This window comes from Pseudomonas sp. F9001, from assembly GCF_013385435.1.
Lineage (GTDB): Bacteria > Pseudomonadota > Gammaproteobacteria > Pseudomonadales > Pseudomonadaceae > Aquipseudomonas.
The window spans coordinates 59810-86347 of sequence record NZ_JACAPX010000010.1; the positions used below are offsets into that span (position 1 = coordinate 59810).

Genomic DNA, 26538 nt, shown 5'->3' on the forward strand with positions numbered 1-26538 from the left:
ACTCGGGTTATTTGTCACAACGTCCATCCCAACCCCAGCGCCTTGTGCAATGACGCAAAGTCCTTGAGCAACAGCGCATCCCCGGAAATCCGGCTTTCCTGCGCCTGGTACCGCGTACGCTCCGCGTCCAGCCAATCCAGCGTGCTCGCCGTACCTGCCTTATAACGCTGGCGCGTCAGGTCCGCAGCCCGTACTGCCGAAGATTCCACGTTACGCAGCAGCACCACGTTCTGCCGCTGGTTGCCATACCGCGCCAGGGCCACATCCGCATCACGCAACGCACTCAACACCACGCTTTTGTAATGGGCCAGGGCCTCGTCGCGCCCGGCTTCCGCACCTTTGACACTGGCCGCCACCCGGCCGAAATCCAATGCGTTCCAGGTCAGCCGCGGCAACAGCAGCCAGGTGCCGCTGTCCTTGCGCGCCAGGTGCCCGGGATCGGCCGCCGAGAACGACAAGTCGCCCATCAGGCTGAGCTTGGGAAACCAGTCGGCGGTTTTCTCGCCGATCTGCGCGTTGCTGGAAGCCAGTTGGCGCTCGGCCACCCGGATATCCGGGCGTGCTTTCAGGATCGCCGCCGGGTCGGCAAATGGCACTTGGCTAGGGATAGCGGGCAGGGCGCGGGGAGTGTTGAGGCTCGCGTCCAACTCGCCCGGTTCCAGGCCGCAGAGCAGGTTCAAATGGTCAATCGCTTCGACGATTGACGCTTGCAGCGGCAGGCGTTGGGCCCGGGTGTTTTCGGCCTGTGTCAGGACCTGCTCCAGCTGTAACTGCGAGGCCACGCCACGGCTGCGTCGCTGCTGGGTCAGGTCCAGCGCCTGTTCCTCAATCTCGACACTGGCGTCCACCAGCGCCAGTCGCGCCTGCTGGTCACGCACGTCGGCATAGGTCTGCACCACCTCGGCTGCCAGTTGCACCTGGGCATCGGCCAGTTGCGCCTGCGAGGCGTCGTTTTCCGCCTGGGCCGCCTCGATTGCACGCCGGGTGCCGCCGAACAGGTCGGCCTCCCAGCTGGCATCAAAGCCGGCGAGGTACAGGCTCAATGGCCCGCGACCACCGCCACTGCTGCCACCCAGCGCCGAGGTGTCGGGGGAGCGCAGCTTCAGCATCGCTGCATCGCCGGTGATCTTGGGCAGGGCGTTGGCGTTGGCGCCACTCAGGCTGGCTCGCGATTGCTTGAGGCGCGCCTGGGCGGTCGCCATGTCCGGGCTGTTTTGCAGGGCCTGGGCCACCAATTGGTTGAGCTGCGGATCGCCCAGGGCTTGCCACCACTGGGCGACCGCCGGTGTGCGCGGCAGGCCTATGTCGGCGTGGGGCAAGCGCCCGGCCGCGAGGGTCTTTGGCGAGGCATCCGGCGCGCCTTGGTAGTCCGGCCCCACGGTACACGCCGTCAGCAGGCCGACGGTGAAGAGCAAGGGAAGTGAGCGATAAATCATGTTCGTTGGCCTGCCTGCGCCGCGCGCTTTTTCAGGATGAAGATCAGGGGAAGGCACGCCAGCATGGCGAGTCCCAGCACGTAGAACGCGTCGTTGTAGGCCATCACCGCCGCTTGTTGGGCGATGTCGTTGGCCAGATGACTGAGGGCCTGCAGCGAGGCGGTGGACGGGTCGCCGGTTTGCGCCAGGTAGCTGGCGGTATCGCTCGCCATTTGATCCTGGGTCAGCTGGGTGTTGGCCTGGATGCCTTCGCGCAACATATCGTCGTGGAAGTGGCTGCGCCGGTCCATCAGTACGCCGAGCAGCGCCAGCCCCAAGGTACCGCCGAGGTTGCGTGACATGTTGTAGAGCCCGGCCGCGTCACCCGCATCGCGGGTTTCCACCGAGCGCATCGACAGTTGGCTGAGGGGCATCATCACCAGGATCTGCCCAAAGCCCCGCAGGATCTGCGACCCGTAGAAATCATGGCCGACACTCTGGGCGGTGAGCTGGGTGTCGAGAAAACAGCTGGCCCAGTACATCAACAAACCCACGCCGACCATCATCCGCAGGTCCAGGCGGCCAAGCATTCGCGGCAGTATCGGCATCAGCAGGAACGCCGGAATCCCCGACAGCAACATGATCGAACCCGACTGTTGCGCGTTATAGCCCGACAGGATGCCGAGGAACTGCGGCACCAGGTACGCCGTGCCATACAGCCCGGCGCCGACCGCCGTGGCGATCAGCAGCACGCTGCCAAAGCTGCGGTTGAGCACCAGTTGCAGGCGCAGGATCGGCGTACTCGAGCGGAGTTGCCCGACGGCAATCAGGAAAAAGCCGATGACCATCGTGATGCTCAACCAGATGATCAACTGCGAGTCGAACCAGTGTTCGCGCTGGCCTTCTTCCAGCACCACGGTGAGTGAACTCAGGCCCATGGCCAGGCCAATGATGCCCAGCCAGTCGGCCTTGATGAATTGCTGGAGGTTCATGCGGTCGCTGGGCAGGCCGGTGATCAGCAAGGTGATCAAGGTGATGCTGACGGGCAGGTTGATGAAGAAGCACCAGCGCCAGTTGATATTTTCCGTGAGCCATCCGCCAATCACCGGGCCCAGCAGCGGACCGAGGATCACCGTCATGCCGAACATCGTGGTGCCGATTGCCAACTGATGGGCAGGCAGGCGGGTGCGCACGATGGTCTGCGCGGTCGGGATCATCGCGCCGCCGGCAAAACCCTGGCCGATACGCCCGGCGATCATCGCGCCGAGGCTTGAGGAGAGCCCGCAGAACATCGAGAAAAACGTGAACATCAACGCGGTGCCGATCAGGAACCGGCGCAGGCCGAATACCCGGGTCAGCCAGGCGGCGAGGGGAATCATGACGATTTCCGACATCAGGTAACCGGTGGCGATCCACGTGCCCTCGGTACCGGTCGCGCCGATCTGGCCCTGGATCTGCGGCAGCGCCGAGTTGGTGATCGAGATGTCCAGAGTCGCCAGCAAGGCGCCCAGCGAGCCGGCGGCGACTGCGATCCAGTCGGTCAGCGAAGCGTTGCGCGGTTTGTCCGCGGGCACTTCGGTCAAGATGGCTTCAGCCATGGTTGGCGTCTGCCTTGTGGGTGCGGGTGTCGACTTCCACGGTGGCGGACAAGCCGGGCACCAGTGCCTGGCGCACGTCGTCATCCGGTACATCCAGGGAAATCCGCACCGGCACGCGCTGCACGATCTTGGTGAAGTTGCCGGTGGCGTTGGACGGCGGCAGCAACGCGAACTGTGCGCCGGTGCCGGGGGACAGGCTGTCGATATGGCCCTGAATATCATGGCCTGGCAGTGCGTCCACATGCACGGTGACGGTCTGCCCGGCGCGCATCTCGCCGATCTGGGTTTCCTTGTAGTTGGCGGTCAGGTAGATCGCGCTCACCGGCACCACGGTCAACAAGCGTGTGCCTGGCTGCACGTATTGGCCGACGCGTACACCGCGATCAGCGACGCGGCCATCGAGCGGGCTGCGAATCACCGCGTCGTCCACGTCCAGCTGGCTCTGGGCTTCGCTGGCCTTGGCCACGCCGAGTTGCGCCTGGGCTTGCTTGAGCTGGGCTTCGAGGGTGCCGTAGCGGGTCTGGCTGGAGCGCAACGCGGCCTGCTTGGCGGCCACGGTGCTGCGGGCCTGGGCGAGCTGGTTGTTGAGCTGCGCCAGGCGTTCTTCCGGCTCGGCCCCGGAACGCGCCAGCGGCGCATAACGTGCGACTTCGGTTTGCGCGTGCTGGGCGTCGGCCTGGGCGCCTTGCAGTTGGGCCCGTGCTTCGGCGATGGTCGAGTCCTGTTGTACCAGGTCGGCCTGGGCCTTGGCAAAGTCAGCCTCGCGGGCCGCAATCGTCGCCGAGGCTTCGTCACTGACTGCCTGGTATTTGCGCGCATCCAGGCGCACCAGCACGTCGCCACGCTTCACGTTCTGGTTGTCGGCCACCAGCACCTCGGCGACGTAGCCGTTGATTTTCGGCGCCACGCTGATGCTGTCGGCTTGCAGATAGGCGTCGTCGGTGGTCTCGATAAAGCGCCCGGTGAGCCACCACCAGGCGCCCCACGCCAGCCCGGCCAACAGCGCCACGCCGGCGAGTGACAGTAGAATCCGTCGGGCTTTGCCACGTTGGCCGTTGACGGTGGTTTCAGGAATGACCTGAGGAGAGGGAGGTGCAGCGGACATCAAGTCACTCCAGTTTTATATCAGTTGGAATAAATTCGTTTTTTCGCGAATTTTTGTCAACTGGTATATTTTGGATACGTTAAAAAAATGGAGTGGCACATGGCACGACACAAACCGGCCGCCGAAGGGGGTTATCAGCGGGGTGAAGAAACCCGCGCACGCATTATCGAGGCGGCTGTCGAGGTATTTGGCGAGCGTGGCTACGACGGCGCGTCCACGCGAGACATCGCGAATGCTGCCGGCGTCAATGCGCCCGCGATCCAGTACTACTTCGATGGCAAGGAAGGCGTGTACCTGGAATGCGTCGAGCACTTGATCGCGCTGTTGTGGCAGAAGATGGCGCCCACCGTTGAAGCCGCAGAAGGTGCGCTGGCCGATCCCGGGGTCGACGATCAGAGGTTGATCGAAGCCTCACTGGGCATTCTCGGCGCGGTGGTTTCAACGATCCAGGACAGTCCCCAGACCACCGCGTGGCGAGCGTTTCTTGATCGCCATCAAGCCGGGCTCTGCCCTGAAAGCGCGACCATGGCGTTCGAGGAACGCTTCAAGGCGCGCATCGCCAACGTGATCCGCCTGCTGATCGCGCGCGTTGCCGGCCTTGCCGTTGACGACGAGCGCACGGTGATCCACTCGATGGCGCTGTTCACCCAGGGCCTGGCGTTTCGGGTGCAGAAACCCAAGCTGCTCTCCGCCTTGAACTGGACCGAAGTGAGCCAGAAGGAAATGGAACTGGTGCGGGATGTGGTGCTGATGCAGGCGCGGTTTACCCTGGAAGGCCTGGTACGGCATCGGGACCGGCGCTGACTTCAGCGCTTGCTGAAGGCCAGCCGGGCCGCGAACAGCACGAATATCATGCCGGTGGTGCGGTCCATCCACTTGATCACCTTTTCACGCCGCAGCATGCCGGCCAATGGCTGCGTGGCACCGATCAGTATCAGTGACCAGGCCAGGCTGATCACCACGTGGATGCTCACCAGCCCGAACGTCCACGCCACCAGCGGATGCCCCTGGGGAATGAACTGCGGCAGGAAAGACACGTAGAAAATCCCGATCTTGGGGTTGAGGACGTTGCCCATCATGCCTTTCAGGAACCAGTTGGCGCCGGGCTTTCCATCGGCCTCGACGGACGCCAGCGAACTGCGCGGACGCAGCAGCATGTTCAAGCCCAGCCACGCCAGGTAAGCCGCGCCGCAGTACTTCAAGACGTTGAAGGCCACCTCGGACACGGCAATCAACGCGCCCAGCCCAAAGGCCACCGCTGCACCCCACAGCAGGCAGCCGGCATTGATACCCAGGGTGGCGCGCAAGGCTTGTTGCTTGCCCTCCACCGTTGCAGTGCGCAATACCAGGGCCGTGTCCAGTCCGGGCGTCAACGTGAGCAACGTGGCGGCGAAGGTGAAGGCGAGCAGGTTGTCGGTGATGGACATGGATATTTACCTGAAATCAGAAACTCTCAAGACTGGCATTGATACCGGCGACACGCGCCAGTTCGATGGTTGCCGCGACCTGTTCAGCATCGATGATAAAGCCCTGGAAATCGTCATCTCCCGAGTCCAGATGAACGTAACGCTTGCCGAACCGAGCCAGCCATTGGTCGAAACGGTCCAGCACCTCAGCCATTGATGACCTGCATACGTTGTGTTCATCGTTCGTGGGGCAGATTACGGTCATGGGCGCGCGGCTGTCGATATTTAATCAAGAGCGTTGTGGCTTTCTGGAAAGGCTCATGACGCATTACACCGTCACGCCACGCGATTGCGCCCCGACGACTTGGCCCGATACAACTGCTGATCCGCACGCTTGATCAGCACTGTGGTGTCGCTGTCCGACGCTTCAACGAGCCCGACGCCAATACTCACCGTGACCTGCCCAGCGGTCTCGAAATACGCTCCGGCAATTGCCGCGCGAATCTTCTCGGCCACCACATCCGGGCTGTCCGGCGCTTCGATTTCCGGCAACAGCACCGCAAACTCTTCACCGCCGTAACGGGCGACGAAGTCAGTGGCGCGGGTGGCGTCCTGAATCAACTGCGCGAGCTGGCGCAGTACATCGTCCCCGACGGCATGCCCATGGGTATCGTTGATCCGCTTGAAATGATCAACGTCGATCAGCAGCAAGGCAAATGCGCGCCCGCTGCGCTGGAACAGCAGGCTGTACTCCGCCAGTTTTTCATCGAAGCGCCGACGGTTGTAGACGCCGGTCAGGGCGTCATGGCTGGCCAGGTTCAACAGCTCGGCATTGGCCTGGGTGAGGGCGGCAGTACGCTGGGCGACGGTGGCTTCCAGGGACGCATTGGTGTCCTGCAGTTCGCGCTCTTTGCCAAGCAGCGATTGGGTCATGCCCTTGATGGAGCGCCCGAGCTGGGCGATTTCCAGTACGAAATGGTCTTGAGGGAAATACGCGCCAGGCTGTTGGTTTTGGACCTGCTTGGCTGAACGCGCGAGTTCTTCGATGGGCCGGCTGAGGTACGACGCCAGGTAATACGCCACGAGGCCGAAAATCACCGCGGCAATGACGCCCAACAGCAGCAGTTTGTAGAGCAATACGCGGGCAGGGTGCAGGGCGATTTCCAGCGGCTGGCGCATCACGATGTACCAGGTCAGGCTGGAATTCGACGGGCTGGGCACCGCCACGGCGCTGGTCACGTAGCCGTTGTCGACCGACCAGCCGGTGTCATTGGCCAGGCGGTCCTGGGGCAGTTGCTGGCCGGCCAGTTGTTCCGGGTAGAGCACCTTGCCGTCGTTGTCGATGATCAGCGCCTCGATGTCCGGCGTATTGCCTTTGGCCGCTTCGACAATTTGTGTCACCCACGTCCAGTGGGCGTGAGCCCCCAGTACGCCGATCACCTGGCCCCCGGCATTGCGAATCGGTGCGGCAAAGTCGATGAAGCGCCAGGGCTCACCGTTGGAGCCCGGCAGCAGCTTGGCAAGCAGTACCGCCTCGTGGGGATCGCCGGTGTAGTTGCCCTGCAAACCCGCCTGGAACCAGGGCCGTGCCGTTACGGATTGGTTGACCAGCAGCCCATTCACCGCCTGGCGCACACGCCCGTCGGTGTCGGCGACGCCCATCCATGCGTACTCGGTGCGGGACTGGGTGCGCTGTTCCATGGAGGTCAGTATGTCCGGATCGTCCAGGTTGCCCCGTCTGAACAGCGGTGCGCGGCTGAGCAGCGACACTTCGAGCTGGCGTTCACGCAGCTGCACCGCCAATAGCGCGGCGGTGGAGCGGGCAGTGCTCAACAAGGTATTGCCACTGGCCAGTTTCAGTTGCTCGGTAGCGATGTGCCCAACGTAGAACCCTACGCTCACCAGGGTGAGCAGCGACAAACCGGCAAACCAGAGGGTCAGGTGACTACGCAGGCTGGCTTTGATCATTGGGGGCTATCTGAAAGGAGTGTGACTACATGGTAGTCGTACCATTCGGATAGTTGCCATAGCCTGAAGGTTTATACGCACATTGATTTCCCACCTGCTTTCCCATGACGGGCATGCCAGAATATGGCGCTTAGCCACTTAGGGAACTCAAGGATGAAAACGCTGTGTGCTGCGCTGTTGTTGATGGTTGTCACCGGGCTGGCTCAGGCCAGTGAGGTGAGGACCGGGTTCCAGGAAATGGTGATTCCCGACGCTGAACACGGCAGACCGTTGCAGGTGGCGGTGTGGTACCCGACCGATGCCACCGGCACGCCACAACTGATCGCCGACAATCCGGTTTTCTACGGCGCGCCGGCCTTGAAGGACGCCGCACCGGCCGCCGGCGAGCATCCGTTGGTGGTGATCTCCCACGGCATCTTTGGCAACTGGATCAACCAATCGTGGCTCGCCAGTGCGTTGGCCGGGCAGGGTTACATCGTCGCCTCGCCCAACCACCCCGGCACCACCAGCAAGGACCGCACACAGCCTGCCGCTTCCGAGCTGTGGAAACGGCCCCTGGATATCCATCGGGTGATTGATGCCGTGATTGCCCAGCCCAAGCGTTTTGGCGCGGTGGCCGACCACAGGATCGCGGTAGTGGGGCACTCACTCGGCGGCTGGACCGCGATGGAAGTTGGCGGCGCACGCTTCGACCCGCAGCGCTTCACCGAGGATTGCAAAGTGCATCCCGAGATTGCCCCTTGCAAAGCGTACGACCTGATCGAGGTGGGTCGCACGGAGCAGGCCAAACAGCGCCTGGCCGAGGACTTGAGCGACAAGCGCGTGGCGGCCATCGTTTCGCTGGACCTGGGCTTCGCCCGCGGCTTCAGCGATGCCAGCCTCGCGGCGCTGAACCGCCCCACGCTGGTGATTGCGGCGGGCACGCCGTCGCCGGAATTGCCCGCCGCACTCGAGTCGGCCGACTTGGCCAAGCGCCTGCCGCAGAAGACTTCACGCTACGTGGAAATCAGCGACGCCACGCACTTCAGCTTCCTGCCCCTCTGCAAGCCGGGCGCGGTGGAGCGGATTGAACAGAGCGACCCCGGCGAAGGCTTCATTTGCCTGGATGCCAAGGGTGCTCGTCCCAAGCCGCAGATCCAGCAGCAGGTACTCAGCCTGATCAGCGAGTTCCTGCAGCAGTCCCTGCACTAGCCGTCAGATGTCTTCGGACAACACACAGCCTGTGGCGAGGGAGCTTGCTCCCGCTGGGGGTGCGAAGCGCCTCCAACGACAGGACCGCTACGCAGTCCAACGGGAGCAAGCTCCCTCGCCACAATGGTATTTGCATTGGATCACTTCCCCACCCGCCCCGGAATCGCCACCCGACTTGTCGCCTTCACCTCCCGCAACGCCAGGCTCGACTGAATCGACGCAATCCCCAACTGCCGCCGCAACACGCTCTCCACAAAATCGCTGTAGGCGTCCAGATCCTCCGCCAGCACCTGCAGCAGATAATCCGCATCCCCGGTGATCTTGTGGCAGGACTGCACCTGCGGCAGCTCCTTGATCACGGCCTCAAAGTCCTCTGGCGTATGGTCGGAATGCACGGCAAACCGCACATGCACAAACGCCATGATCTCCAGGCCCAGCATCTTGCGATCGAGGTTGGCCTGGTAGTCCTTGATCACGCCTTCTTCCTCCAGCCGCTTGCGCCGTCGCCAGCATGGAGTGAGGCTCAATGACAGCCGCTCGCTGAGTTCGGCGTTGGAAATACTCGCGTCTTCCTGCAGCAAGGCGAGGATGGCGAGATCGGTGTCGTCAAGTGCGACCTGTCTGGTTTTATTTTTCTTCATGGCGGCTCTTTGGGGTAAAAAATCCCGATTACGCTAGCATCGGCGCACGTAAAAGCAAAGAAAGCCCACCGCAGCCAGAACAAAATAATCACCTGTCTTTCACGGGTGGATGTCTTTCATGTTGACTGTTTTCAGCGACTCTCATCGTTTGCACCATGGCACCGAACTCAAGGATGGCGTGCTCAAGCCGTCCTTCGAACAACCCAGCCGCGCCGACACGGTGCGTGATCGGGTCAAGCACGTTGGGCTGGGCGATATCATCGTGCCGCGCACGTTCGACCGGGCCTGTTACGTCAATGCCCACAGCGAACGCTACGTGTCCTTCCTGGAAACTGCCTGGGCCGAATGGACGGCGATTGGCCGTGCCCATGACGCCTTGCCGCTGGTGTGGCCGGTGCGGGACCTGGCCAATGAGCAGGTGCCGGAATTCATCGACGGCAAGCTCGGGTTTTTCGCGATGGATGCCGGTTCACCGATCACCAGCACCACCTGGGAAGCGGTGAAGACCAGCGCCGATATCGCGCTCACCGGCCTGGCATTGATTGATGAAGGCCACGACAGCGCCTTCGCCCTGTGCCGGCCACCGGGCCACCATGCGGCGCGGGAATACATGGGCGGTTATTGCTACCTGAATAACGCAGCCATTGCCGCGCAACAGGCGATCACCCAAGGCGCCAAACGGGTCGCGGTGCTGGACGTGGATTTCCACCACGGCAACGGCACGCAGAACATCTTCTACAACCGCAATGACGTGATGTTCGTCTCGCTGCATGGCGATCCGTCCGTGTCGTATCCCTACTATTCGGGCTTCAGTGCCGAGCGCGGTGCCGGGGCGGGCGAGGGGTTCAACCTGAACTACCCGCTGGCGAAAAACACTGGGTGGAGCACCTACAAAGAAGCGTTGCTCGACGCCTGCAATCAACTCAGAACGTTCTCGCCGCAAGTGCTGGTGATTTCCCTCGGCGTCGACACCTTCAAGGACGATCCCATCAGTCATTTCCTGCTGGAAAGCCGCGACTTCCTCGGCATCGGCGAGATCATCGCCAGCGTCGGCGTGCCCACGCTGTTTGTGATGGAAGGCGGCTACATGGTCGATGAAATCGGCATCAACGCGGTCAACGTGCTGCACGGTTTCGAGAACAAACACGCCTGACCCCGATGCCATTCCAACAATAAACAACGCCTGACTTTTTTCTGCCAAAACTCAAAAACATAACAAGAGGTTTTGTGATGAAAACAACCGTGCCCGGGCTGATTGAAAAGCCCGCTTTGCAACGCACCCTCAACAACCGCCATATCCAACTGATGGCCATGGGCGGTGCGATCGGCACCGGCCTGTTCATGGGGTCGGGCAAGATCATCGCGCTGTCCGGCACCTCGATCATCCTGATCTACATGATCATCGGGCTGTTTGTGTATTTCGTGATGCGCGCCATGGGTGAGCTGCTGCTGTCCAACCTGAACTTCAAGAGCTTCGCCGACTTTGCCGGTGCCTACCTGGGGCCGCGTGCGGCGTTTTTTCTTGGCTGGTCGTACTGGCTGAGCTGGAGCGTGGCGGTGGTGGGGGATGCGGTGGTGGTCGGGGGCTTTTTCCAGTACTGGTTCCCGCACGTGCCGGCCTGGATACCGGCGATTGCAATGCTGCTGACCCTGTTTGCCTTGAATGTGCTGACGGTGCGGCTGTTCGGCGAGGTGGAGTTCTGGTTTGCGATCATCAAGATCATCGCCGTGGTGACCCTGATCAGTGTGAGCGTGGTGTTGATTGCCAGCTCGTTTGTGTCGCCCACCGGCGTCACGGCTTCCCTGAATCATTTGCTGGATAAACAGGCGGCGTTTCCCAATGGCGTGTTCGGCTTCTTTGCCGGGTTCCAGATGGCGATCTTCTCGTTTGCCGGTACCGAGTTGATCGGCACGGCGGCGGCCGAAACCCGTTCGCCGGAGAAGACACTGCCCAAGGCAATCAACTCGATTCCGCTGCGGATCATCCTGTTCTACGTGCTGGCCTTGGCCTGCATCATTGCGGTGACATCCTGGGAGCAGGTGTCGCCCAGCAAGAGCCCCTTTGTCGAGCTGTTCCTGGTGGCCGGCTTTCCCGCCGCCGCCGGGATTGTGAATTTCGTGGTACTGACCTCAGCGGCTTCTTCGGCCAACAGCGGGGTGTTTTCGGCGAGTCGCATGTTGTTCGGCCTGGCGGACCTGGGAGACGCACCCGGGATATTCCGACGACTGTCGAAAAACAGCGTGCCGTTTATCAGCCTGGCGTTTACCACCTTCCTGATGCTGCTGGGCTTGTTGCTGCTGTTTATAGTCCCGGAAGTGATGACGGCCTTTACCATCGTCTCCACCGTTTCGGCGATCCTGGTGATCTTTACCTGGTCGACCATCCTGGCGTCCTACATCGCCTATCGGAAAAAGTGCCCGGAGCTACATGAAAAATCCCTCTACAAAATGCCCGGTGGCGTGCCGTTGGCGTGGGTTTCACTTGGCTTCCTGGCGTTCGTACTTTGCCTGCTGGCACTTCGCCCAGATACCCGCCTGGCCCTTTGCGTGATGCCTGCATGGTTTATGTGGCTGGCGGTTGCCTACCATTTCTCGCATTTTCGCCACCGACTCCAGCCTGATCAGCGCACGGCGCAGTAGCGGTTGTCGTACAACCGCAGGCCATTCAACCCTCGAAAAAGGCCGGCTTGTACGGCCTTTTCATGACGGTTTTTTCATCGGTACATGACAAAAATTTCACATTCTGCGCCATCAGCCCCATGCCACAATCCGCAGCGTTTGCAGGGCCGCAACGGTATTCGCTCGAAGGACAGTAAAAAAATAATGTTCACAGGGGCGCAGTAAATGAAACTCTCTACATTAGCGTTGGCCATCACGGCGGCTGTCCTTGCACAACACGCCAGCGCAGACGGCTTTGGTCTTGGCTCACTCGGCACGGGTGACGGCCATAGCGGCTTCCTCGAAGACAGTCATTCTTCGATCAGTTCGCGCACCATGTACTACAACGCCGACGTTCACTCCGGCACGGCGAACGACCTGCGGGAAGCGGCTCAAGTACTGCGTTTCGACTATAAATCCGGTTACACCCAGGGCACCGTCGGCGTAGGTTTCGACGTGATGGCTTTCGGCGCGTTGCGTCTGGACGGTGGCGATGGCCACGCAGCGGGCAATGGCCTGTCGGGTAACGGCAACAGCTTCTTCCCGGTGAAGAACAATGGCACCGAGCCTGCTGACAGCTTCGGTCGCGCAGCCGGCAACGTTAAATTCCGTATTTCCCAGACTGAATTGCACGTGGGCGGTGGTTTGGCGCCGATCCTGCCGATCCTGGTGTCCAACGACAGCCGTGCCGCGCCGCAGACCTTTGACGGCGGTATCCTGACCTCCAAGGACATTCCCAACGTCACCTTCACCGGCGGCGAGCTGAACAAGGCTGAAGGTCGTGCATCGAGCAACTCCACGGGCTTGAGCGTGGCCGGTGCCACTCGCGACAGCGACAGCTTCCGTTTCGGTGGTGTCGACTACCAGCCGTTTGGTTCTTCTGACAACGTCATCGCTAAAAACCTGACGTTGCAGTACTACTACGCCAACCTGGAAGACTTCTACAAACAGAACTATTTCGGCCTGGTCCACGTATTGCCGTTGGGCAATGACCAGTCGTTCAAGACTGACCTGCGTTATTTCGACAGCACCAGCGACGGCAAAAACGGTTCGGCCGGCTATGCGTTCAACAACAACGGCGGCTATGCCAAGCACGCCGGTGAAGTCGACAACAAAACCTACAGTGCTGCCTTCACCTATCAGTTGGGCGGCAGCCAGTTGATGCTCGGCCATATCGGCGTGAGTGATGACGGTGGCTTCGTCTGGGTCAACCAGGGCAGCATCGCCGATCCAACCGCCCAAGGCGCGGCCGGTTCCGACTTCTACCTGTTCACCGACGCGGTGGTTGGCCAGTTCTCCCGTGCGGGCGAGCAGGTCAATTTCGGTCAGTACCTGTATGACTTCAGAACCCTGGTGCCGGGCCTGAAAGCCTCGATTGCCTACCTGAACGGCAGCGACATCAAGGCCAAGGTTGCCGGTGGCAGCGATCAGTCGGAACGCGAAACCGATTTCCGTCTTGATTACGTCGTGCAGGAAGGCCCGCTGAAAGGCTTCGGTACTACGTTCCGTACCGGCAGCTACCACGGCCATAACACCGGCACCGCCGACCAGGATCAGACCCGCCTGATCTTCAACTACACCTACGCGCTGTTTTAATCAGTCGTCGGTAACTGCTCCAGATGAAGGCCGCCCATTGGGCGGCCTTCTTTATTGGCGTGGGGTTCCAGCCAGAGCAGGGCGCTACAGTTGTTTTTACACAAGGCAACGTTTAATCATGCGCGGCAATTCCCAACCTACAAGTCAAGACAAGAACCGTTTCCATGAAAGTCAGTGCACGCAACGTATTCAAAGGCCAGGTCAGCCAGGTCCAGCACGGCGCGGTCAATGCCGAAGTGGTGTTGACCCTGCCCGGCGGCGAGCCGTTGGCGGGCGGTTCGAAGGTGTTTTCCATCGTGACCCGCGACGCGGTGGCCGAGTTGGGCCTGAAGCCGGGCGTGAGCGCCACGGCGTTTGTTGTTGAAAAGGGCTATTGCGCTAAGGCGCCAGCCGGGTGAACACATAATCGTGGTTCTTCACCAGCGCCTGATGGCAGGCAAAGCACGTCTCATGCTGCGCCTGGTCCACCGGCTTGCCATTGATGAACCGTCCAAAGCCCCAGCCTCCGGTCGCTGCGTATTTCTTCGAGTCCTTGACCATGAACTGCACGGTGGTCGCCGCGCCGGGAATCGACGCGGTCTTGAACTCCGGCGATTGCACATGTTTCCAGGCCAGTTTCGCCAGCACAGTGCCGTCGGGGAAGGGCAGCGTGCCGTCGCGGTACGCCTTGAGCGCCACTTTATTGCCCAGCACCACCCGCAGTTCATTCAGCGGGTCGGCTTCCTGGGCCGGCGCGATCAGCTCCCATTGACGGTAGCCGTCGGGAATGGTCACGCCGTAGATCGGCGAAGGCTCGCTGGTGGCCGGGCCGCCAAAGGCGAACCCGGTAGCGGTGGCCACCACGGCAGCTGTTGCAGCGACGAGTGCAGCAAGATGCAGGCGCTTCATCACAGGTGGTCCGCATCGATCACAGCCTTGGCAAAGGCTTGCGGTGCTTCCTGCGGCAGGTTGTGGCCGATGCCGCCGGTGATCAGCCGGTATTCGTATTTGCCGGTAAAGCGTTTGGCATAGTCCTCTGCGGCCGGGTGCGGCGCGCCGTTGGCGTCGCCTTCCATGGTGATTGTGGGCACGTTGATGGAGGGTGCAGTGGCGAGTTTGTGTTCCAGCGCAGCGTATTTTTTCTCGCCCTGCACCAGCCCCAGGCGCCAGCGGTAGTTGAAGATCGATACGGCGACGTGGTCGGGGTTGTCCAGGCCTTTGGCGCTGCGGTCGAAGGTGGCGTCGTCGAATGCCCATTTTGGCGAGGCGATTTGCCAGATCAACTTGGCAAAGTCGTGGGTGTTTTTCGCATAGCCGGCGGCGCCGCGATCGGTGGCGAAGTAGAACTGGTACCACCATTGCAACTCGGCCTTGGGCGGCAATGGGTTCTTGCCCGCGGCCTGGTTGCCGATCAGGTAGCCGCTGACCGATACCAGCGCCTTGACCCGCTCAGGCCACAACGCCGAGACGATGTCGGCGGTGCGCGCCCCCCAGTCATAGCCGCCGAGCACGGCCTGCTTGATCTTCAGCGCGTCCATGAAGTCGATCAGGTCGACGGCGAGGGCGGCCGGCTGGCCGTTGCGCAGGGTCTTTGCCGACAGGAAATGGGTATCGCCATAGCCGCGGGCGTAAGGCACCAGCACCCGGTAGCCCTGGGCGGCCAGCAGCGGCGCTACCTCGGAGTAGCTGTCAATGTCGTAGGGCCAGCCATGCAGCAGGATCACCACCGGGCCATCGGCCGGGCCGACTTCGGCGTAGGCCACATCCAGCAAGCCGGCTTTCACATGCTTCAACGGGCCGAGCGCGCTGCGGGCAGTTGCGCTGGCAGCCGCCGGTGCTTGCGCGTCCTGTGCACTGGCGACGCCGAGGGCACCGAACTGCAACAGCGCAAAGGCCAGCAGCGACGCGCCCATCAGGCGGCGGGGTGGGGTGTTCAACTGTGTGTGCATGGTGAGTCTCCGGCGGCGGGTGGTGTGCCTGGCTCACAGTTGAACGTAGTTGTGTATCCCGTCTGTTTCGAGAAAACCCGTGGGTTAAAGGTTTTGTATCGCAGCGGTGTTTGGACACACTGCGATACAAAGGTCAGAGGGCCCGCCGGGCCACATACACCAGGCTCGGCGCCTGACCGGGTACATCGTCCAGCTCATCGATGTACTGCATGCCGATTTTCTCCAGCACCTTGATCGACGCTGTATGCGCCGGACGCACCACGCCGTACACCTGCGGCTGGTCCAGTTCGACAAAGGCAAACTGCAACGCCGCCCTGGCAATCTCGGTTGCAAAGCCCTGGCCCCAGGCGCTGACCGCAAAGCGGTAGCCCAGGTTGATCCGCTCAACGTCGTTGTAGGGGTACAAGGTGATGCCACCAAAGCCGATCACGCGGTCCGGCGCCTCTTGTGTGGCAATCGCCCATTGGCCGAAACCATGTTCTGTCCAGTGCAGCAGCCAGCGAGCCAGGGCGGCCTCGGCTTGGCCCAGGTCCGTCAAGGGGCCCGCCGGGTTGTAGCGGTTGGTCTCGGGATCGCCATAAATGGCAAATACACTGGCCACATCGTCGGCCGCTGCGGGCCTGAGAATCAGGCGTTCGGTGGTAATCGGGTGGGTATTCATGGGTGGACTCTGATCCTTGGAGCGAGCGAGAAGGTGTTCACCTATATTTATCCTGCTTTCGGCGCTCTAGCACGCTTGATTCAGTTGTTAGGGCTACTGGCAGGATGCCACAATGGCACTTTGTCGCGGCAGTAAGATCAGGCGGACCAAATGAATGGCCTTGGGCGTGGGCAGGACCAGGATTGCTTCATCGAGGAGCAGGTACGAACAGATCGATTGCACCAGCTGTTTCGCCAGTCATTCTCTGCAGTGTTCGGCAGTTATATGGCGGCCGCCATGCTGTGCTGGCTGTGCTGGGAACGTTTTGATCACCGGGTAATGCTGGTCTGGCTGGTGGTATTGGCGGGGACGTCGTTGCTGCGGGTGTGGATGTTCATGGACTGGTTTCGCTGCCCCAACAGTGAACGCACCCCCGCGCGCTGGGAGCGGCGCTACTGGGTAACGCTGATGTTGTCGGCCGGGGTCTGGGGCATCGGCGCATTCGCCCTGATGCCCACCGACGACCGCCTGTCCCAGGCCCTGGTGATGTTGTTCACCGTGGGCATGTCGGTCAGCGCAGTCTCGTGTTATTCAGCCTATCGCTACATGACCCTGGTCTCCATGGGCCTGGTGCTGCTGCCGTGCACCCTGTGGCTGCTGTTTCAACCGTCGTCGATGCAAGTCGGCATGGCCCTGGCGGTGCTGGTGTTCTCTTCGTTTGTCGGTGGCGCCACGCGCAAGCTGTCGGATGCCCTGGAAAAAGCCTTTCGCCTGACCCGGCAAATGGAACGTGCCCACAACATCTCCGCCCGCGCCGCACAAACCGACGAACTCACCGGCCTGATGAACCGCCGGGCGTTTTTCGAGCATGCGCAGTTGCTCTACGAACAGTGCCGGCATAACCAGCAGCCGTTGTGCGCGCTGATGATGGACATGGACCACTTCAAGGACATCAATGACACCTACGGCCACCAGGCCGGGGACCAGGTGCTGCGCCAGATCGGCGGGGTGATCAGCGCGTCGTTTCGCCAGGCCGATGTGTACGGGCGGCTGGGGGGCGAGGAGTTTGCGGTGTTGCTGCCGGATACGTCGCTGGAGACCGGGCGGGACATCGCCGAGCAGTTGATCAAGGCCATTGCCGGGCTGACCAGCGAGCCGGTCAAGGGGTTGACCGCAAGCCTCGGCGTGGCCTGGGCCCGCGCGGTGGACCAGGACCTGCACGGCCTGATGAACACCGCAGACAAGGCGCTGTACCGCGCCAAGGCCCTCGGGCGTAACCAGGTGGCCGTCGCGGAATAGGCCTCAGCCCTTGAGCAGCGCCTTGGCCAGCACCTGTGAGACCTGGTCGGCCGAGTAGGGCTTGGGCAGGAACACCAGGCCTTCATAGCCGCTTTCCGCCAGCTCCTCGCTGTAGCCCGAGGTCAGTACCACCGGCAGGCCGGGCCGGCGGCGTCGCAGTTCCCTGGCCAGGGCCACCCCGGTGATGCCGGGCATCACCACGTCGGAAAACACCGCATCGAACCCCAACGCGTCTGCGCCGGCCAGTTCCAGCGCCTGTTCGGCATTGGTTGCCCAGGTGGTCTGGTAGCCGAGGTCCTGGAGGATCTGATTGGCAAAGCGGCCCACTTCCAGGTTGTCTTCCACCACCAGGATATGGCGCTGGGCGCATTCGGTGATCAGCCCGCAGGTGTCCGGGGTGTCACGTTGGAAGGTCTCTTCAGGTACCACTTGCGGCAAGTACAGGGTAAACACCGTGCCCTGGCCGACCTGGCTGGCCACATCGACGTTGCCGCCCGATTGCTTGGCGAAGCCGAACACCTGGGACAGTCCCAGGCCGGTGCCCTTGCCGACTTCCTTGGTGGTGAAGAAGGGTTCGAAGATGCGCTCGAACGTCTCCCCGGGAATCCCGCTGCCGGTGTCGGTGAGTGAAATGGCGATGAACGCCTGGCGTGAACCGGCGTCACCACGGATGCTCGGCAGTGCTTGATCGGCGTCCAGTCGCAGGGTCAGGCTACCCTGGCCGTTCATCGCGTCCCGGGCGTTGAGGGCGATGTTGATCAGGGCGGTTTCAAACTGGCTGGAGTCGGCGCGGATGTAGCACGGCTGCCCGGGCAGTTCGACGTGCACATGAATCCGCGCGCCAGTCACCGTCTCGAGCATCTCGCCGATGTTTTTCACCCGCAGGCCTGCATCGAACACTTCCGGGTTCAGCGGCTGGCGCCGGGCAAATGCGAGCAACTGGCTGGTCAATTTGCCGGCCCGGTCCACGGTGTCGGTGACCGCGCTCATGTAGCGCTGGCGACGCTCTTCGGACAGGCTCGGCATCCGCAGGAAGTCGACGGATGAGCGAATGATGGTCAGCAGGTTGTTGAAGTCGTGGGCCACGCCACCGGTCAACTGGCCGATGGCTTCAAGCTTTTGCGATTGACGCAAGGCGGCTTCGGTCTGGGTCAGCAGGGTGGTCCTTTCGGTGACGCGCTGCTCCAGGCTTGCATTCAGCTCGGCCAGGCGCTGGGACAAAACCACGGTGGCGGTGGTTTCGGTCACGGTGTCGAGCATGCCGACCACCTTGCCCTGTACGTCGCGGATCGGGCTGTAGCAGAAGGTGAAGTACGCCTGCTCCGGCGCGCCGCCGCGTTCGATCGTCAGCGGGAAGTTTTCGATAAAGGTGGCTTCACCTGCGAAGGCGGCATCCGCGATCGGACTGATCTGGGGCCAGGCTTCCTGCCAGATCTCGTTGAATGGCCGCCCGAGGGCATCAGGCTTGTCGCCGAGAATCGGGATAAACCCGTCGTTGTAAAGCGTGATCAGCGCAGGCCCCCAGACGATCGCCTGGGGGAAACTGGAGGCAAGGCACAGGGCGACGGTGGTCTTCAGTACGTCCGGCCAGTGTTCCAAAGGCCCCAATGGCGTATTGGCCCAGTCGTGATGCCGGACCCGTTCGGCCATTTCGCCGCCGCCTTGCAGCCAGTTTGTCATTCGGTGAACGCCTTCTTGCCACGGTTCGCTGAGGTAGGGATGCCAAGCTACAGACATCCCGGGACTCAGCCAGTTCAGCGGGATTATCCACTAGATGGCACTTTAATTTCTCGGCCGGATAATGCTTCGCTGAGCTCCCTTCAGGCCACCGTAATCGTTACCGCGATATTGCCGCGGGTGGCCTTGGAATACGGGCACGTCTGGTGGGCACGGTCCACCAGTGCCTGCGCCGCCGAGTGTTCGATACCCGGCAGGCTGACCCGCAGGCGCGCCTGCAGGTAATAGCCATCTTCCGGGCTGTTCACCAGGTCCACTTCGGCACTCACTGCCGTGTCGGCGGGCAGGCGGATGTGAAGGGTTTGTGCGGCTTTGCCCATTGCGCCGATAAAGCAGGCGGACCAGCCGGCACCAAACAGTTGCTCGGGGTTGGTGCCGGGAGCCTTGGAGCCGGGCGGCGACAGCTTGATGTCCAGGTGCAGGTCATCGCTGTGGGACGCGCCTTCACGCCCGCCGGTGGTGTGGGTTCTGCCGGTGTAGAGCACGGTGCTGTTCTGGGACATGACGGTTTCCTCGCAAGTGGCCCGGGGTGGGCCGGTGTGCACAGGAAACCGCGCCGGCGTATCCGCAATGTGTCATCGCCGGGGGCCTGCACCTCGCAGTGTGTCGCCTCGCCGGGAAGATACGTTGGGATACAAACCGTTATTGCTGCTGCACGCCAAACAACCCGGTCCAGTAGATGCCGGCATCACTTTTCGGGTCCATGGCGTAGGCGGCGCCCATTTCGCGGAACTGCGGGTTCATCAGGTTGGCACAGTGCCCGGGGCTGGCCAGCCAGCCGTCGACCACCTTGCGTGGGGTGTCCATGCCGGCGGCGATGTTCTCGCCGATCTGCTGGCCGATGTAGCCTGCCAGTTCAGCCCGGTCACCCGGGGTGCGGCCATCGTGGTCCAGGTGATCGAAGAAGTTGCCGTTGGCCATGTTGCGCGCGTGGCCGGCGGCGGCGTTGGCGAGTGCTTCGTTCCAGCTCAGGGGTGTGGTGGCGGCAAAGGCCTGGGCGCCACATTGGCGTGGTTGCTGGCGGGCGGTGTTGATCAGGTCGAGCACCTTCTTGCCTTCGGTCTGGGTCTCGCCCAGGCCGCTGGTCAGCAGCGGGCGGGCCAGCACGATGCGCCAGTCCTGGCCGCTGTTGCTCACGCCGATATCAATGAACTGCGGGTCGAGCACCACCCGGCAAAAACTTTCGCGCACGGCTTTCATCGCGGCTTCGGCGTTCCTGGGCCCGGACAGGCTGATGGCCTGGACGTTGACCATCGGGTACGCCGCTCGCGCCAGCGCCTGCTGCAAGTCGCCGACACTGTTGACCGGCAACACCAGCCGCGTGTCGCTGGCCAGCGGTGGCAATTCCTGGGAACCCTGGTTGCCGCAGCGCTGGACCTGGCTGCGGTATTGATTGATCGAGTCGACCAACAGGCTTTCTTCACCCGCCTGCGCCTGGGCGGTAAACACCAGACTGGCGGCCAGCGTCGTAAGACCCATCATCAATGACAGAACGCGCATGGACGTTTCCCTTGAGCTTGAAAGTGCCCATGATGCGCGATGAAGGGGCATCCATGCACCCGTTGGTCCGAACTTTTTGCCTCAGTTCTTGAATGCCGAGTGTTTACGGCCCTGATCGCACAAGGCGAACACCACCACCAGCAGGGACGAGATCGCGAGGATTATCACAACGCCATCAGTGGAGTGAGTGGCCGACGCCGCCACCATCGACAACGCCCCTAATGGCGCCAGGCCACCTGCGATCGCGGTGCCGATTTCCCGCCCGGTGCCAAAGCCCGAGGAGCGGGTCTGGGTCGGGAACTGGCGGCTCAGGAACGAACCCTGCGGCGCAAACATCATCGGCGCGAGGATGCCGGTGCCCACGCCAATGGCGACGTAGATCATCAGGCTTTCACCGGTATTGAGCAGCGCAAGGAACGGGTAGGCAAACAGCAGCGACAGCAGGCCGCCGAGCATCAGCACGGTCTTGCTGCTCCACTTGTCGCACAACCAGCCGAAGCATGGCACGGCGACGATGGCGATCAGGCTGGCAATGGTCACCGACAGCGACGTGACGTGCACATCGACACCCTTGAACTGGGTGAGGTAAGCCAGGGAAAAGGTCTTGAAGATGTAGCTCAGCGCGTTGTAGCCAATCGCCACGAAGAACACCACGGCCAGGCCCTTGAGGTCGTTCTTGAACAGCGCCTTGAGCGGCGACGCCTTGGCCTTTGCGGTTTCCTTGCTCAGTTCCTTGAATTCCGGGGTTTCCGGGATGCTGTTGCGCACCCATAGGCCCACACCCACCAGCGCGATGCTGCAAATGAACGGAATCCGCCAGCCGCCGGCCAGCAGGAATTCATTGCCGTTGATGGTCAGCAGGTACACGGTCAGCGAAGACAGCAGCAAGCCCAGGTTCAGCCCGAGCGCCGGCCATGCACCCTGGCTGCCGCGCTTGCCTTCTGAGGCGTGCTCGTAGGAGGTAACCGCCGCGCCGGACAGTTCGGCACCGGCCCCCAGGCCCTGGATGATGCGGATAAACACCAGCACGATCGGCGCCCAGATGCCGATGGAGGCGTAGCTGGGGATCAGCCCGATCAGTGTGGTGCACACGCCCATCATGCAGAAGGTCAGCACCAGCACTTGTTTACGCCCGAACTTGTCGCCCAGGTAGCCAAACAGAATGCCGCCGAACGGGCGCGCGATGAAGCCGATGGCAAAGGTGGAAAACGCCATCAGCGTAGCGGCTTTCGGGTCGCTGTTATCGAAGAAAATCTTCGAGAACACAATCGCCGCCATGGTGGCGTACAGGTAAAAGTCATACCACTCCAGCATCGAACCGAAGATCGTCGCGGCCGCGACTTTGCGCAGGCGTTTCCTGGTTTGCTCGGGGGTTTCAACGTCCGGGGTGCGGGCTGTAGCCGTCATTCTGTACTTCCTTATGAGTCATTATATTTATTGTCAAAGTGAGGCGTGGTGCGGTGCGTCAGTGGGGCTTGGACATGCGGTCGGCGATCATTGCGCCGATGGGAATCGCGGAGGTGGCAGCGGGTGAGGGCGCATTGCACACGTGGAGCATTCGCGGGGTCTGGGCGAACAGGAAGTCGTGCACCAGGGTGCCGTCGCGCATCACGGCCTGGGCGCGGATGCCGGCTTCATAAGGCAGCAGGTCTTCGATGTTGAGCGATGGGCAGTACTTGCGGCACTGCTCCAGGTAGCCGGACTTGAACAGCGAGTTCTTCATCTCGACGCTGCCCGAACCGAGGTTCTGCCAGATGGTTTTCCAGAAGCCCGGGAAGCTCGCGTACTGCGCCACGTCGCGCCAGTTCACCGAGAATTTGCGGTAGTTCTCGCGACCCAGGCCGAGTACGGCATTCGGGCCAACGGTGACGCTGCCGTCGATCATGCGGGTCAGGTGCACGCCGAGGAAGGGCAGCTCCGGGTCGGGAATCGGGTAGATCAGGTGGTTGACGATGGTGTTCTTCGATTCCGGCAAGCGGAAGTATTCGCCACGGAACGGGATGATCTGGTGGTCGATCTTGACGCCGGCCATCACGGCCAGGCGGTCCGATTGCAAACCTGCACACACCACCAGATGCCTGGCCTGCCAGCTTTCGCCCCGGGTGCTGACGGTGACTTTGTCGGTGTCCTCGACGATCGCAGTGACGGTGCGTTCCAGGCAGATTTCCCCGCCGGCGCGACGAATTACCCGGGCCATGGTTTCGCAGACTTCGCGGTAATCGACAATGCCGGTGGCGTCGAGAAACAGCCCGCCCAGCCCGACGATGTTCGGTTCGCGCTGGCGCAACTGGTCGGCGTCCAGGCGTTCGACTTTCATGCCGTTGAGCTGCGAGCGGGCGTACAGCGCTTCCATCCGTTGTACTTCCAGATCAGTCGAAGCCACCAGCAACTTGCCGCACACCTCGAACTTGATCCCGTGCTCGGTGCAGAACTGCTTGGTCGCTTCGGCGCCACGCTTGCACAAGTCGGCCTTGAGGCTGCCCGGCGCGTAGTAGATGCCGGCATGGATCACGCCGCTGTTATGGCCGGTCTGGTGTTTGGCCAACAGGCTTTCCTTCTCCAGGATCACCAGCGAGGCGTTGGGCTGGCGCTTGAGCAACTCCATCGCGGTGGCCAAACCGACGATGCCGCCGCCGATGATGCAAAAGTCATAAATCATTATTTTGAGTACCTACGCATTTCAGTCTGCTTATCAGGTTGTCAGACTAATGGTTTTGTTAAAAAAACAGCGCGCCATCGGCACGCTTTAAAAGGGTTCGGATCGGTCAATTGATAGCGGGCAGTTCCAGATGCAGGCGCCTTGCTGCGGCGCGCAAGTGAGCCTCGGCACAGGCGGCGGCGCCTTGGGCATCACCGTCGACGATGGCCTGGTAGAGCGCAGTGTGTTCCTGGGTGGCATCGGCCGAGCCGCTGACAAAGCGGGTGGCGGAGTTTTCCCAGGCGGTCTTGCGGGCGCTGGCCAGTTGGCTTCTGAGGAAGTCATGGAAGGCCACGAAATAGTCGTTCTTGCTGGCCTCGGCGATGGCGCGATGGAATTCCACATCGGCCAGGGCGGCGGCGTCGAAGTCGGCGCGCTTGTCGTGCATTTCCTGCAGGGCGGTCTTCATGCGCTGCAGGTCGGCGGCGTCGCGGCGTTGGGCGGCAATCGAGGCGGCCTGGGTTTCGATCCACAGGCGCACTTCGAACATTTGCGCCAGGTCCGGGCGGCGACCTTTTTTTTCCGGGAAGCGGAACACGGTGCCGGCCGGGGTTTGCGAGATAAATGAGCCCAGGCCACGCCGTGCGGTCAGTACGCCGTCGGCCTTGAGCTGGGCAATCGCTTCGCGCACCACCGAACGGCTGACATTGAGTTGTTCAGCCAGTTGCTGTTCGGTGGGCAGGCGCGCTTCGGGCGCCAGTTGGCCGGAATCGATTTCTGCACGAATGGCGCTGACAACGCGCATAACGAGCGAATCAGGGCGCTGGAGCTCAAGCATGGGAAAACCTTGGTAATCAGGTTGTCAGACAATAGTCGTTACGATTTTACCTTGTCAAGACAGGTGTGGTGCCGAGGCGGGTGCGCAGGGCCAGGAAAAGACCTGCACCAATCAGTGCCAATGCCACGCCGAACGTGGCTTGCATCCCACTTCCCACGTCGCCGGGAGTGGCCGTGGAGAGGTCACCTGAAACCTGCGAAAACACTGCGCCCAAGGCCGAAGCCCCGGCGATCAGGCCCAGATTGCGCGACAGATTAAGCAAGCCGGCGATCACGCCACGGCGGTCTGCCAGTACGTCGCTCATCACCGCGGTGTTGTTGGCGGCCTGAAACTGGGCGTAGCCGAGGGTGAGGATGATCAGCGGGGTGATATACCCGGCAACCCCAAGGTTCAGCGGCGCCAGCGAGAGCAGCAGGCAGCCCGCCAGCATCGCCAGCAGCCCGGCGATGGTCATCGGGCCGCTGCCGAAACGGTCGGTCAAGCGTCCCGCAGGGATGCCCGTCAATGCCGAAACGCAGGGCCCGACTGCCATTGTCAGGCCCATCCAGGCGGGGTTGAGGCCTGCACCGTGGGTCAGGTAGAAGGGCCCGACCACCAAGGTCGCCATCATCACCGCCGATACCAGGGCGCTCATGGCCAGGCCAGCGCTTAGCGTTGAATCCCGTAAAGTCGACAAGAAACTGAACCCGGATTGCGCGGGCTGTAGCCCATGGCGGTCGACGCGCAGATAGCGCCGGGCGAGGGCAAATGTCAGCAAACCCAGCGGCACGGTGATGAAAAACAGCGCGCGCCAGCCAAACCCCGCGATCAACACCCCGCCAAGGCTTGGCCCCAGCGCGGTACCCATGGCCGACATCGTGCCCAGCAATCCCATGGCGCGGCCGGTGCGTTCCTTGGTCACGGTGCCGCCCACCAGCGCCATGGTCATCGCCATCATGACCGCCGCGCCCAGGCCTTGCAGGGCGCGGGCCGCAATCAACAGCCCGAGGGACGGAGCCATGCCGCACAGGGCCGAGGCAACGGTGAAAAGCAACAACCCGGCCAAGAGCAGGCGGCTGCGGCCCATCAGGTCGCCCAGTCGCCCGACGCTGACGATCACCGCGGTAATCGCCAGCAAGTAGGCGAGCACCACCCACTGCGCCGCCTGGAACGATGCATCAAGCGCCTGCACCAGGCTCGGCAGGCCGACGTTGGCGATGCTGGTGCCCAAGGACGCCAGCAACATGGACAGTGACAGGGCGACGAGAGCGCCACGGGGTGCAGGTGATTTCATCAAGAGGCTCCTGGGTTTGACCGCTGTCAGAAATCTACGCCGTCACCTAACATGGCGGAAGGCGCAGCATTTGCACTTTATACGTGCGCCAAACGCCCTATGAGGTTTGCCGTGTCGACACCTGATTTCAATCTGCTGGTCACCCTGGATGTGTTGCTCGCCGAAGGCAGCGTCGCCCGTGCCGCTCAACGCTTGCGCCTGAGCCCGTCGGCGATGAGCCGGGCGCTGGCGCGACTGCGGGAAACCACCGGCGATCCGTTATTGGTCCGTGCCGGCCGCGGCCTGGTACCCACGCCGCGCGCTCTGGCGTTGCGCGAACAGGTCAGTCAGTTGGTGCAGGACGCCGAAGCGGTGTTGCGACCCGCTGCGACGCTGGATGTGAGCCAACTGGTACGCACCTTCACCTTGCGCACCAGCGACGGATTTGTTGAAAACTTCGGCCCGGCGCTGTTGACGCGGATCGCCCGGGAAGCGCCTGGCGTGCGGTTGCGCTTCGTGCACAAGCCGGACAAAGGCAGTACGCCGCTGCGCGATGGCAGTGTCGACCTGGAAACCGGCGTGGTCGACAGCAGCGCCAGCCCCGAGGTGCTGACCCAGGCGCTGTTCCGCGACCGGTTTATCGGCGTGGTGCGCAAGGGCCATCCGCTCAGCCAGGGCGAAGTCACGCCGCAGCGCTTCGCCGAAGGCCAGCACATCTACGTGTCCCGGCGTGGCCGTGATCAAGGCCAGATCCATCAAGCCCTTGAAGCGCTCGGGCTGACCCGGGACGTGGTGACCATCGTCGCCGGCTTCTCGACCGCCCTGGCCCTGGCCCGCAGCACCGACCTGATCGCCAGCGTGCCGGAGCGGCATACCGCCAACCTGCACAGCGACCTCTACCGCTTTGCGCTGCCGTTCGTGTTCCCGGACTTCACCGTATCGATGCTCTGGCACCCGCGCCTGGACGCCGACCTGGCCCATCGCTGGCTGCGCGGTTGCCTGCGGGAGGTATGTGCGCAATGAGCCGAGCAGCCCCCCTGTGGCGAGGGAGCAAGCTCCCTCGCCACAATGGGTGCTTGCGGGTCCACGGCGGCCCTTCAGCAGGTACAATCCGCCGGGCCTTAAAAT

Annotated in this window: 25 protein-coding genes; 8 read left to right on the top strand and 17 right to left on the bottom strand. The window is 62.3% G+C overall.

What is annotated here, in order from left to right:
• Positions 1-14: 14 nt before the first annotated feature.
• From HX818_RS08185 to HX818_RS08195, 3 genes are read right to left on the bottom strand one after another with little or no spacing between them, the layout of a single operon-like run.
• Complete coding sequence (locus tag HX818_RS08185) at positions 15-1436, bottom strand: efflux transporter outer membrane subunit (RefSeq protein ID WP_177019800.1); 1422 nt, start codon at positions 1434-1436, stop codon at positions 15-17.
• Positions 1433-3013 (bottom strand): DHA2 family efflux MFS transporter permease subunit, encoded by a 1581-nt coding sequence (locus tag HX818_RS08190; RefSeq protein WP_177019801.1) that lies wholly within the window; start codon positions 3011-3013, stop codon positions 1433-1435. Before HX818_RS08190 ends, HX818_RS08185 begins: the two co-directional genes overlap by 4 nt.
• Positions 3006-4118, bottom strand: coding sequence for an HlyD family secretion protein (locus HX818_RS08195; protein WP_008436342.1), 1113 nt, complete (start codon positions 4116-4118; stop codon positions 3006-3008). Before HX818_RS08195 ends, HX818_RS08190 begins: the two co-directional genes overlap by 8 nt.
• Before the next feature lie 99 nt (positions 4119-4217).
• Between HX818_RS08195 and HX818_RS08200 the strand changes: the two genes are divergently transcribed.
• Complete coding sequence (locus HX818_RS08200; protein WP_177019802.1) at positions 4218-4922, top strand: CerR family C-terminal domain-containing protein; 705 nt, start codon at positions 4218-4220, stop codon at positions 4920-4922.
• A gap of 2 nt (positions 4923-4924) precedes the next feature.
• Here the strand turns inward: HX818_RS08200 and HX818_RS08205 are convergent, their stop codons facing one another.
• The 3 genes from HX818_RS08205 to HX818_RS08215 form a co-directional block, all read right to left on the bottom strand.
• Positions 4925-5545: a LysE family translocator gene (locus HX818_RS08205; protein ID WP_177019803.1), complete on the bottom strand. Its 621-nt coding sequence runs from the start codon at positions 5543-5545 to the stop codon at positions 4925-4927.
• Positions 5546-5561: 16 nt separating this feature from the next.
• Complete coding sequence (locus HX818_RS08210; RefSeq protein WP_177019804.1) at positions 5562-5738, bottom strand: hypothetical protein; 177 nt, start codon at positions 5736-5738, stop codon at positions 5562-5564.
• A 122-nt stretch (positions 5739-5860) separates the two neighbouring features.
• Complete coding sequence (locus HX818_RS08215; RefSeq protein WP_177019805.1) at positions 5861-7492, bottom strand: sensor domain-containing diguanylate cyclase; 1632 nt, start codon at positions 7490-7492, stop codon at positions 5861-5863.
• Positions 7493-7645: 153 nt separating this feature from the next.
• On the opposite strand from HX818_RS08215, the gene HX818_RS08220 reads away from it, so the two are divergent.
• Positions 7646-8683: an alpha/beta fold hydrolase gene (locus tag HX818_RS08220; RefSeq protein WP_177019806.1), complete on the top strand. Its 1038-nt coding sequence runs from the start codon at positions 7646-7648 to the stop codon at positions 8681-8683.
• Positions 8684-8823: 140 nt separating this feature from the next.
• On the opposite strand, the gene HX818_RS08225 is transcribed toward HX818_RS08220, so the two are convergent.
• Positions 8824-9324 carry an Lrp/AsnC family transcriptional regulator gene (locus HX818_RS08225; protein ID WP_008436349.1) on the bottom strand — a complete coding sequence of 167 codons (501 nt, stop codon included), beginning with the start codon at positions 9322-9324 and terminating at the stop codon, positions 8824-8826.
• A gap of 118 nt (positions 9325-9442) precedes the next feature.
• Here HX818_RS08225 and HX818_RS08230 point away from each other — a divergent pair, with 118 nt between their 5' ends.
• The 4 genes from HX818_RS08230 to HX818_RS08245 all read left to right on the top strand — a co-directional run bounded on the left by HX818_RS08230 (position 9443) and on the right by HX818_RS08245 (position 13976).
• On the top strand, positions 9443-10477 hold the full coding sequence (locus tag HX818_RS08230) for a histone deacetylase family protein (RefSeq protein WP_102369196.1): 1035 nt from the start codon (positions 9443-9445) through the stop codon (positions 10475-10477).
• Between the two features lie 77 nt (positions 10478-10554).
• Complete coding sequence (locus tag HX818_RS08235; protein ID WP_102369195.1) at positions 10555-11964, top strand: amino acid permease; 1410 nt, start codon at positions 10555-10557, stop codon at positions 11962-11964.
• Positions 11965-12168: 204 nt separating this feature from the next.
• Positions 12169-13578 (top strand): OprD family outer membrane porin, encoded by a 1410-nt coding sequence (locus HX818_RS08240; RefSeq protein WP_023658889.1) that lies wholly within the window; start codon positions 12169-12171, stop codon positions 13576-13578.
• A 164-nt stretch (positions 13579-13742) separates the two neighbouring features.
• Positions 13743-13976, top strand: a complete 234-nt coding sequence (locus HX818_RS08245) for a molybdopterin-binding protein (RefSeq protein WP_177019807.1) — start codon at positions 13743-13745, stop codon at positions 13974-13976.
• On the opposite strand, the gene HX818_RS08250 is transcribed toward HX818_RS08245, so the two are convergent.
• The 3 genes from HX818_RS08250 to HX818_RS08260 form a co-directional block, all read right to left on the bottom strand.
• Positions 13957-14466: a cytochrome P460 family protein gene (locus HX818_RS08250; protein WP_003215197.1), complete on the bottom strand. Its 510-nt coding sequence runs from the start codon at positions 14464-14466 to the stop codon at positions 13957-13959. The two genes, HX818_RS08245 and HX818_RS08250, sit on opposite strands and share 20 nt — an antisense overlap.
• Positions 14466-15506 (bottom strand): alpha/beta fold hydrolase, encoded by a 1041-nt coding sequence (locus tag HX818_RS08255; protein WP_177019808.1) that lies wholly within the window; start codon positions 15504-15506, stop codon positions 14466-14468. Before HX818_RS08255 ends, HX818_RS08250 begins: the two co-directional genes overlap by 1 nt.
• Positions 15507-15639: 133 nt before the next feature.
• On the bottom strand, positions 15640-16167 hold the full coding sequence (locus tag HX818_RS08260; protein WP_008436356.1) for a GNAT family N-acetyltransferase: 528 nt from the start codon (positions 16165-16167) through the stop codon (positions 15640-15642).
• Positions 16168-16317: 150 nt separating this feature from the next.
• Here HX818_RS08260 and HX818_RS08265 point away from each other — a divergent pair, with 150 nt between their 5' ends.
• Positions 16318-17445, top strand: a complete 1128-nt coding sequence (locus HX818_RS08265; RefSeq protein ID WP_177009439.1) for a sensor domain-containing diguanylate cyclase — start codon at positions 16318-16320, stop codon at positions 17443-17445.
• Between the two features lie 3 nt (positions 17446-17448).
• Here HX818_RS08265 and HX818_RS08270 read toward each other — a convergent pair whose 3' ends face one another.
• The 7 genes from HX818_RS08270 to HX818_RS08300 form a co-directional block, all read right to left on the bottom strand.
• Positions 17449-19125, bottom strand: coding sequence for an ATP-binding protein (locus HX818_RS08270; RefSeq protein WP_177019809.1), 1677 nt, complete (start codon positions 19123-19125; stop codon positions 17449-17451).
• 140 nt (positions 19126-19265) lie between these two features.
• A complete protein-coding gene (locus HX818_RS08275) occupies positions 19266-19685 on the bottom strand; it encodes an organic hydroperoxide resistance protein (protein WP_087695064.1) in 420 nt (139 codons plus the stop codon).
• Positions 19686-19824: 139 nt separating this feature from the next.
• Complete coding sequence (locus HX818_RS08280) at positions 19825-20682, bottom strand: CAP domain-containing protein (RefSeq protein ID WP_003215212.1); 858 nt, start codon at positions 20680-20682, stop codon at positions 19825-19827.
• Positions 20683-20763: 81 nt separating this feature from the next.
• Positions 20764-22089: an MFS transporter gene (locus HX818_RS08285; RefSeq protein ID WP_008436370.1), complete on the bottom strand. Its 1326-nt coding sequence runs from the start codon at positions 22087-22089 to the stop codon at positions 20764-20766.
• 58 nt (positions 22090-22147) lie between these two features.
• Positions 22148-23341 (bottom strand): L-2-hydroxyglutarate oxidase, encoded by a 1194-nt coding sequence (gene lhgO / locus HX818_RS08290; RefSeq protein WP_177019810.1) that lies wholly within the window; start codon positions 23339-23341, stop codon positions 22148-22150.
• 106 nt (positions 23342-23447) lie between these two features.
• Positions 23448-24158 (bottom strand): FadR/GntR family transcriptional regulator, encoded by a 711-nt coding sequence (locus tag HX818_RS08295; protein ID WP_177019811.1) that lies wholly within the window; start codon positions 24156-24158, stop codon positions 23448-23450.
• Positions 24159-24204: 46 nt separating this feature from the next.
• Positions 24205-25431: an MFS transporter gene (locus tag HX818_RS08300; protein ID WP_177019812.1), complete on the bottom strand. Its 1227-nt coding sequence runs from the start codon at positions 25429-25431 to the stop codon at positions 24205-24207.
• A 111-nt stretch (positions 25432-25542) separates the two neighbouring features.
• Between HX818_RS08300 and HX818_RS08305 the strand changes: the two genes are divergently transcribed.
• Positions 25543-26433 carry a LysR family transcriptional regulator gene (locus HX818_RS08305; RefSeq protein ID WP_003215222.1) on the top strand — a complete coding sequence of 297 codons (891 nt, stop codon included), beginning with the start codon at positions 25543-25545 and terminating at the stop codon, positions 26431-26433.
• The last annotated feature ends 105 nt before the right edge of the window (positions 26434-26538 follow it).

Excerpts from the sequence above, each read along its gene's own strand:
- HX818_RS08185 (WP_177019800.1), bottom strand. The coding sequence starts at position 1,436 with ATGATTTATCGCTCACTTCCCTTGCTCTTCACCGTCGGCCTGCTGACG.
- HX818_RS08190 (WP_177019801.1), bottom strand. The coding sequence starts at position 3,013 with ATGGCTGAAGCCATCTTGACCGAAGTGCCCGCGGACAAACCGCGCAAC.
- HX818_RS08195 (WP_008436342.1), bottom strand. The coding sequence starts at position 4,118 with ATGTCCGCTGCACCTCCCTCTCCTCAGGTCATTCCTGAAACCACCGTC.
- HX818_RS08200 (WP_177019802.1), top strand. The coding sequence starts at position 4,218 with ATGGCACGACACAAACCGGCCGCCGAAGGGGGTTATCAGCGGGGTGAA.
- HX818_RS08205 (WP_177019803.1), bottom strand. The coding sequence starts at position 5,545 with ATGTCCATCACCGACAACCTGCTCGCCTTCACCTTCGCCGCCACGTTG.
- HX818_RS08210 (WP_177019804.1), bottom strand. The coding sequence starts at position 5,738 with ATGGCTGAGGTGCTGGACCGTTTCGACCAATGGCTGGCTCGGTTCGGC.
- HX818_RS08215 (WP_177019805.1), bottom strand. The coding sequence starts at position 7,492 with ATGATCAAAGCCAGCCTGCGTAGTCACCTGACCCTCTGGTTTGCCGGT.
- HX818_RS08220 (WP_177019806.1), top strand. The coding sequence starts at position 7,646 with ATGAAAACGCTGTGTGCTGCGCTGTTGTTGATGGTTGTCACCGGGCTG.
- HX818_RS08225 (WP_008436349.1), bottom strand. The coding sequence starts at position 9,324 with ATGAAGAAAAATAAAACCAGACAGGTCGCACTTGACGACACCGATCTC.
- HX818_RS08230 (WP_102369196.1), top strand. The coding sequence starts at position 9,443 with ATGTTGACTGTTTTCAGCGACTCTCATCGTTTGCACCATGGCACCGAA.
- HX818_RS08235 (WP_102369195.1), top strand. The coding sequence starts at position 10,555 with ATGAAAACAACCGTGCCCGGGCTGATTGAAAAGCCCGCTTTGCAACGC.
- HX818_RS08240 (WP_023658889.1), top strand. The coding sequence starts at position 12,169 with ATGAAACTCTCTACATTAGCGTTGGCCATCACGGCGGCTGTCCTTGCA.
- HX818_RS08245 (WP_177019807.1), top strand. The coding sequence starts at position 13,743 with ATGAAAGTCAGTGCACGCAACGTATTCAAAGGCCAGGTCAGCCAGGTC.
- HX818_RS08250 (WP_003215197.1), bottom strand. The coding sequence starts at position 14,466 with ATGAAGCGCCTGCATCTTGCTGCACTCGTCGCTGCAACAGCTGCCGTG.
- HX818_RS08255 (WP_177019808.1), bottom strand. The coding sequence starts at position 15,506 with ATGCACACACAGTTGAACACCCCACCCCGCCGCCTGATGGGCGCGTCG.
- HX818_RS08260 (WP_008436356.1), bottom strand. The coding sequence starts at position 16,167 with ATGAATACCCACCCGATTACCACCGAACGCCTGATTCTCAGGCCCGCA.
- HX818_RS08265 (WP_177009439.1), top strand. The coding sequence starts at position 16,318 with ATGAATGGCCTTGGGCGTGGGCAGGACCAGGATTGCTTCATCGAGGAG.
- HX818_RS08270 (WP_177019809.1), bottom strand. The coding sequence starts at position 19,125 with ATGACAAACTGGCTGCAAGGCGGCGGCGAAATGGCCGAACGGGTCCGG.
- HX818_RS08275 (WP_087695064.1), bottom strand. The coding sequence starts at position 19,685 with ATGTCCCAGAACAGCACCGTGCTCTACACCGGCAGAACCCACACCACC.
- HX818_RS08280 (WP_003215212.1), bottom strand. The coding sequence starts at position 20,682 with ATGCGCGTTCTGTCATTGATGATGGGTCTTACGACGCTGGCCGCCAGT.
- HX818_RS08285 (WP_008436370.1), bottom strand. The coding sequence starts at position 22,089 with ATGACGGCTACAGCCCGCACCCCGGACGTTGAAACCCCCGAGCAAACC.
- lhgO (WP_177019810.1), bottom strand. The coding sequence starts at position 23,341 with ATGATTTATGACTTTTGCATCATCGGCGGCGGCATCGTCGGTTTGGCC.
- HX818_RS08295 (WP_177019811.1), bottom strand. The coding sequence starts at position 24,158 with ATGCTTGAGCTCCAGCGCCCTGATTCGCTCGTTATGCGCGTTGTCAGC.
- HX818_RS08300 (WP_177019812.1), bottom strand. The coding sequence starts at position 25,431 with ATGAAATCACCTGCACCCCGTGGCGCTCTCGTCGCCCTGTCACTGTCC.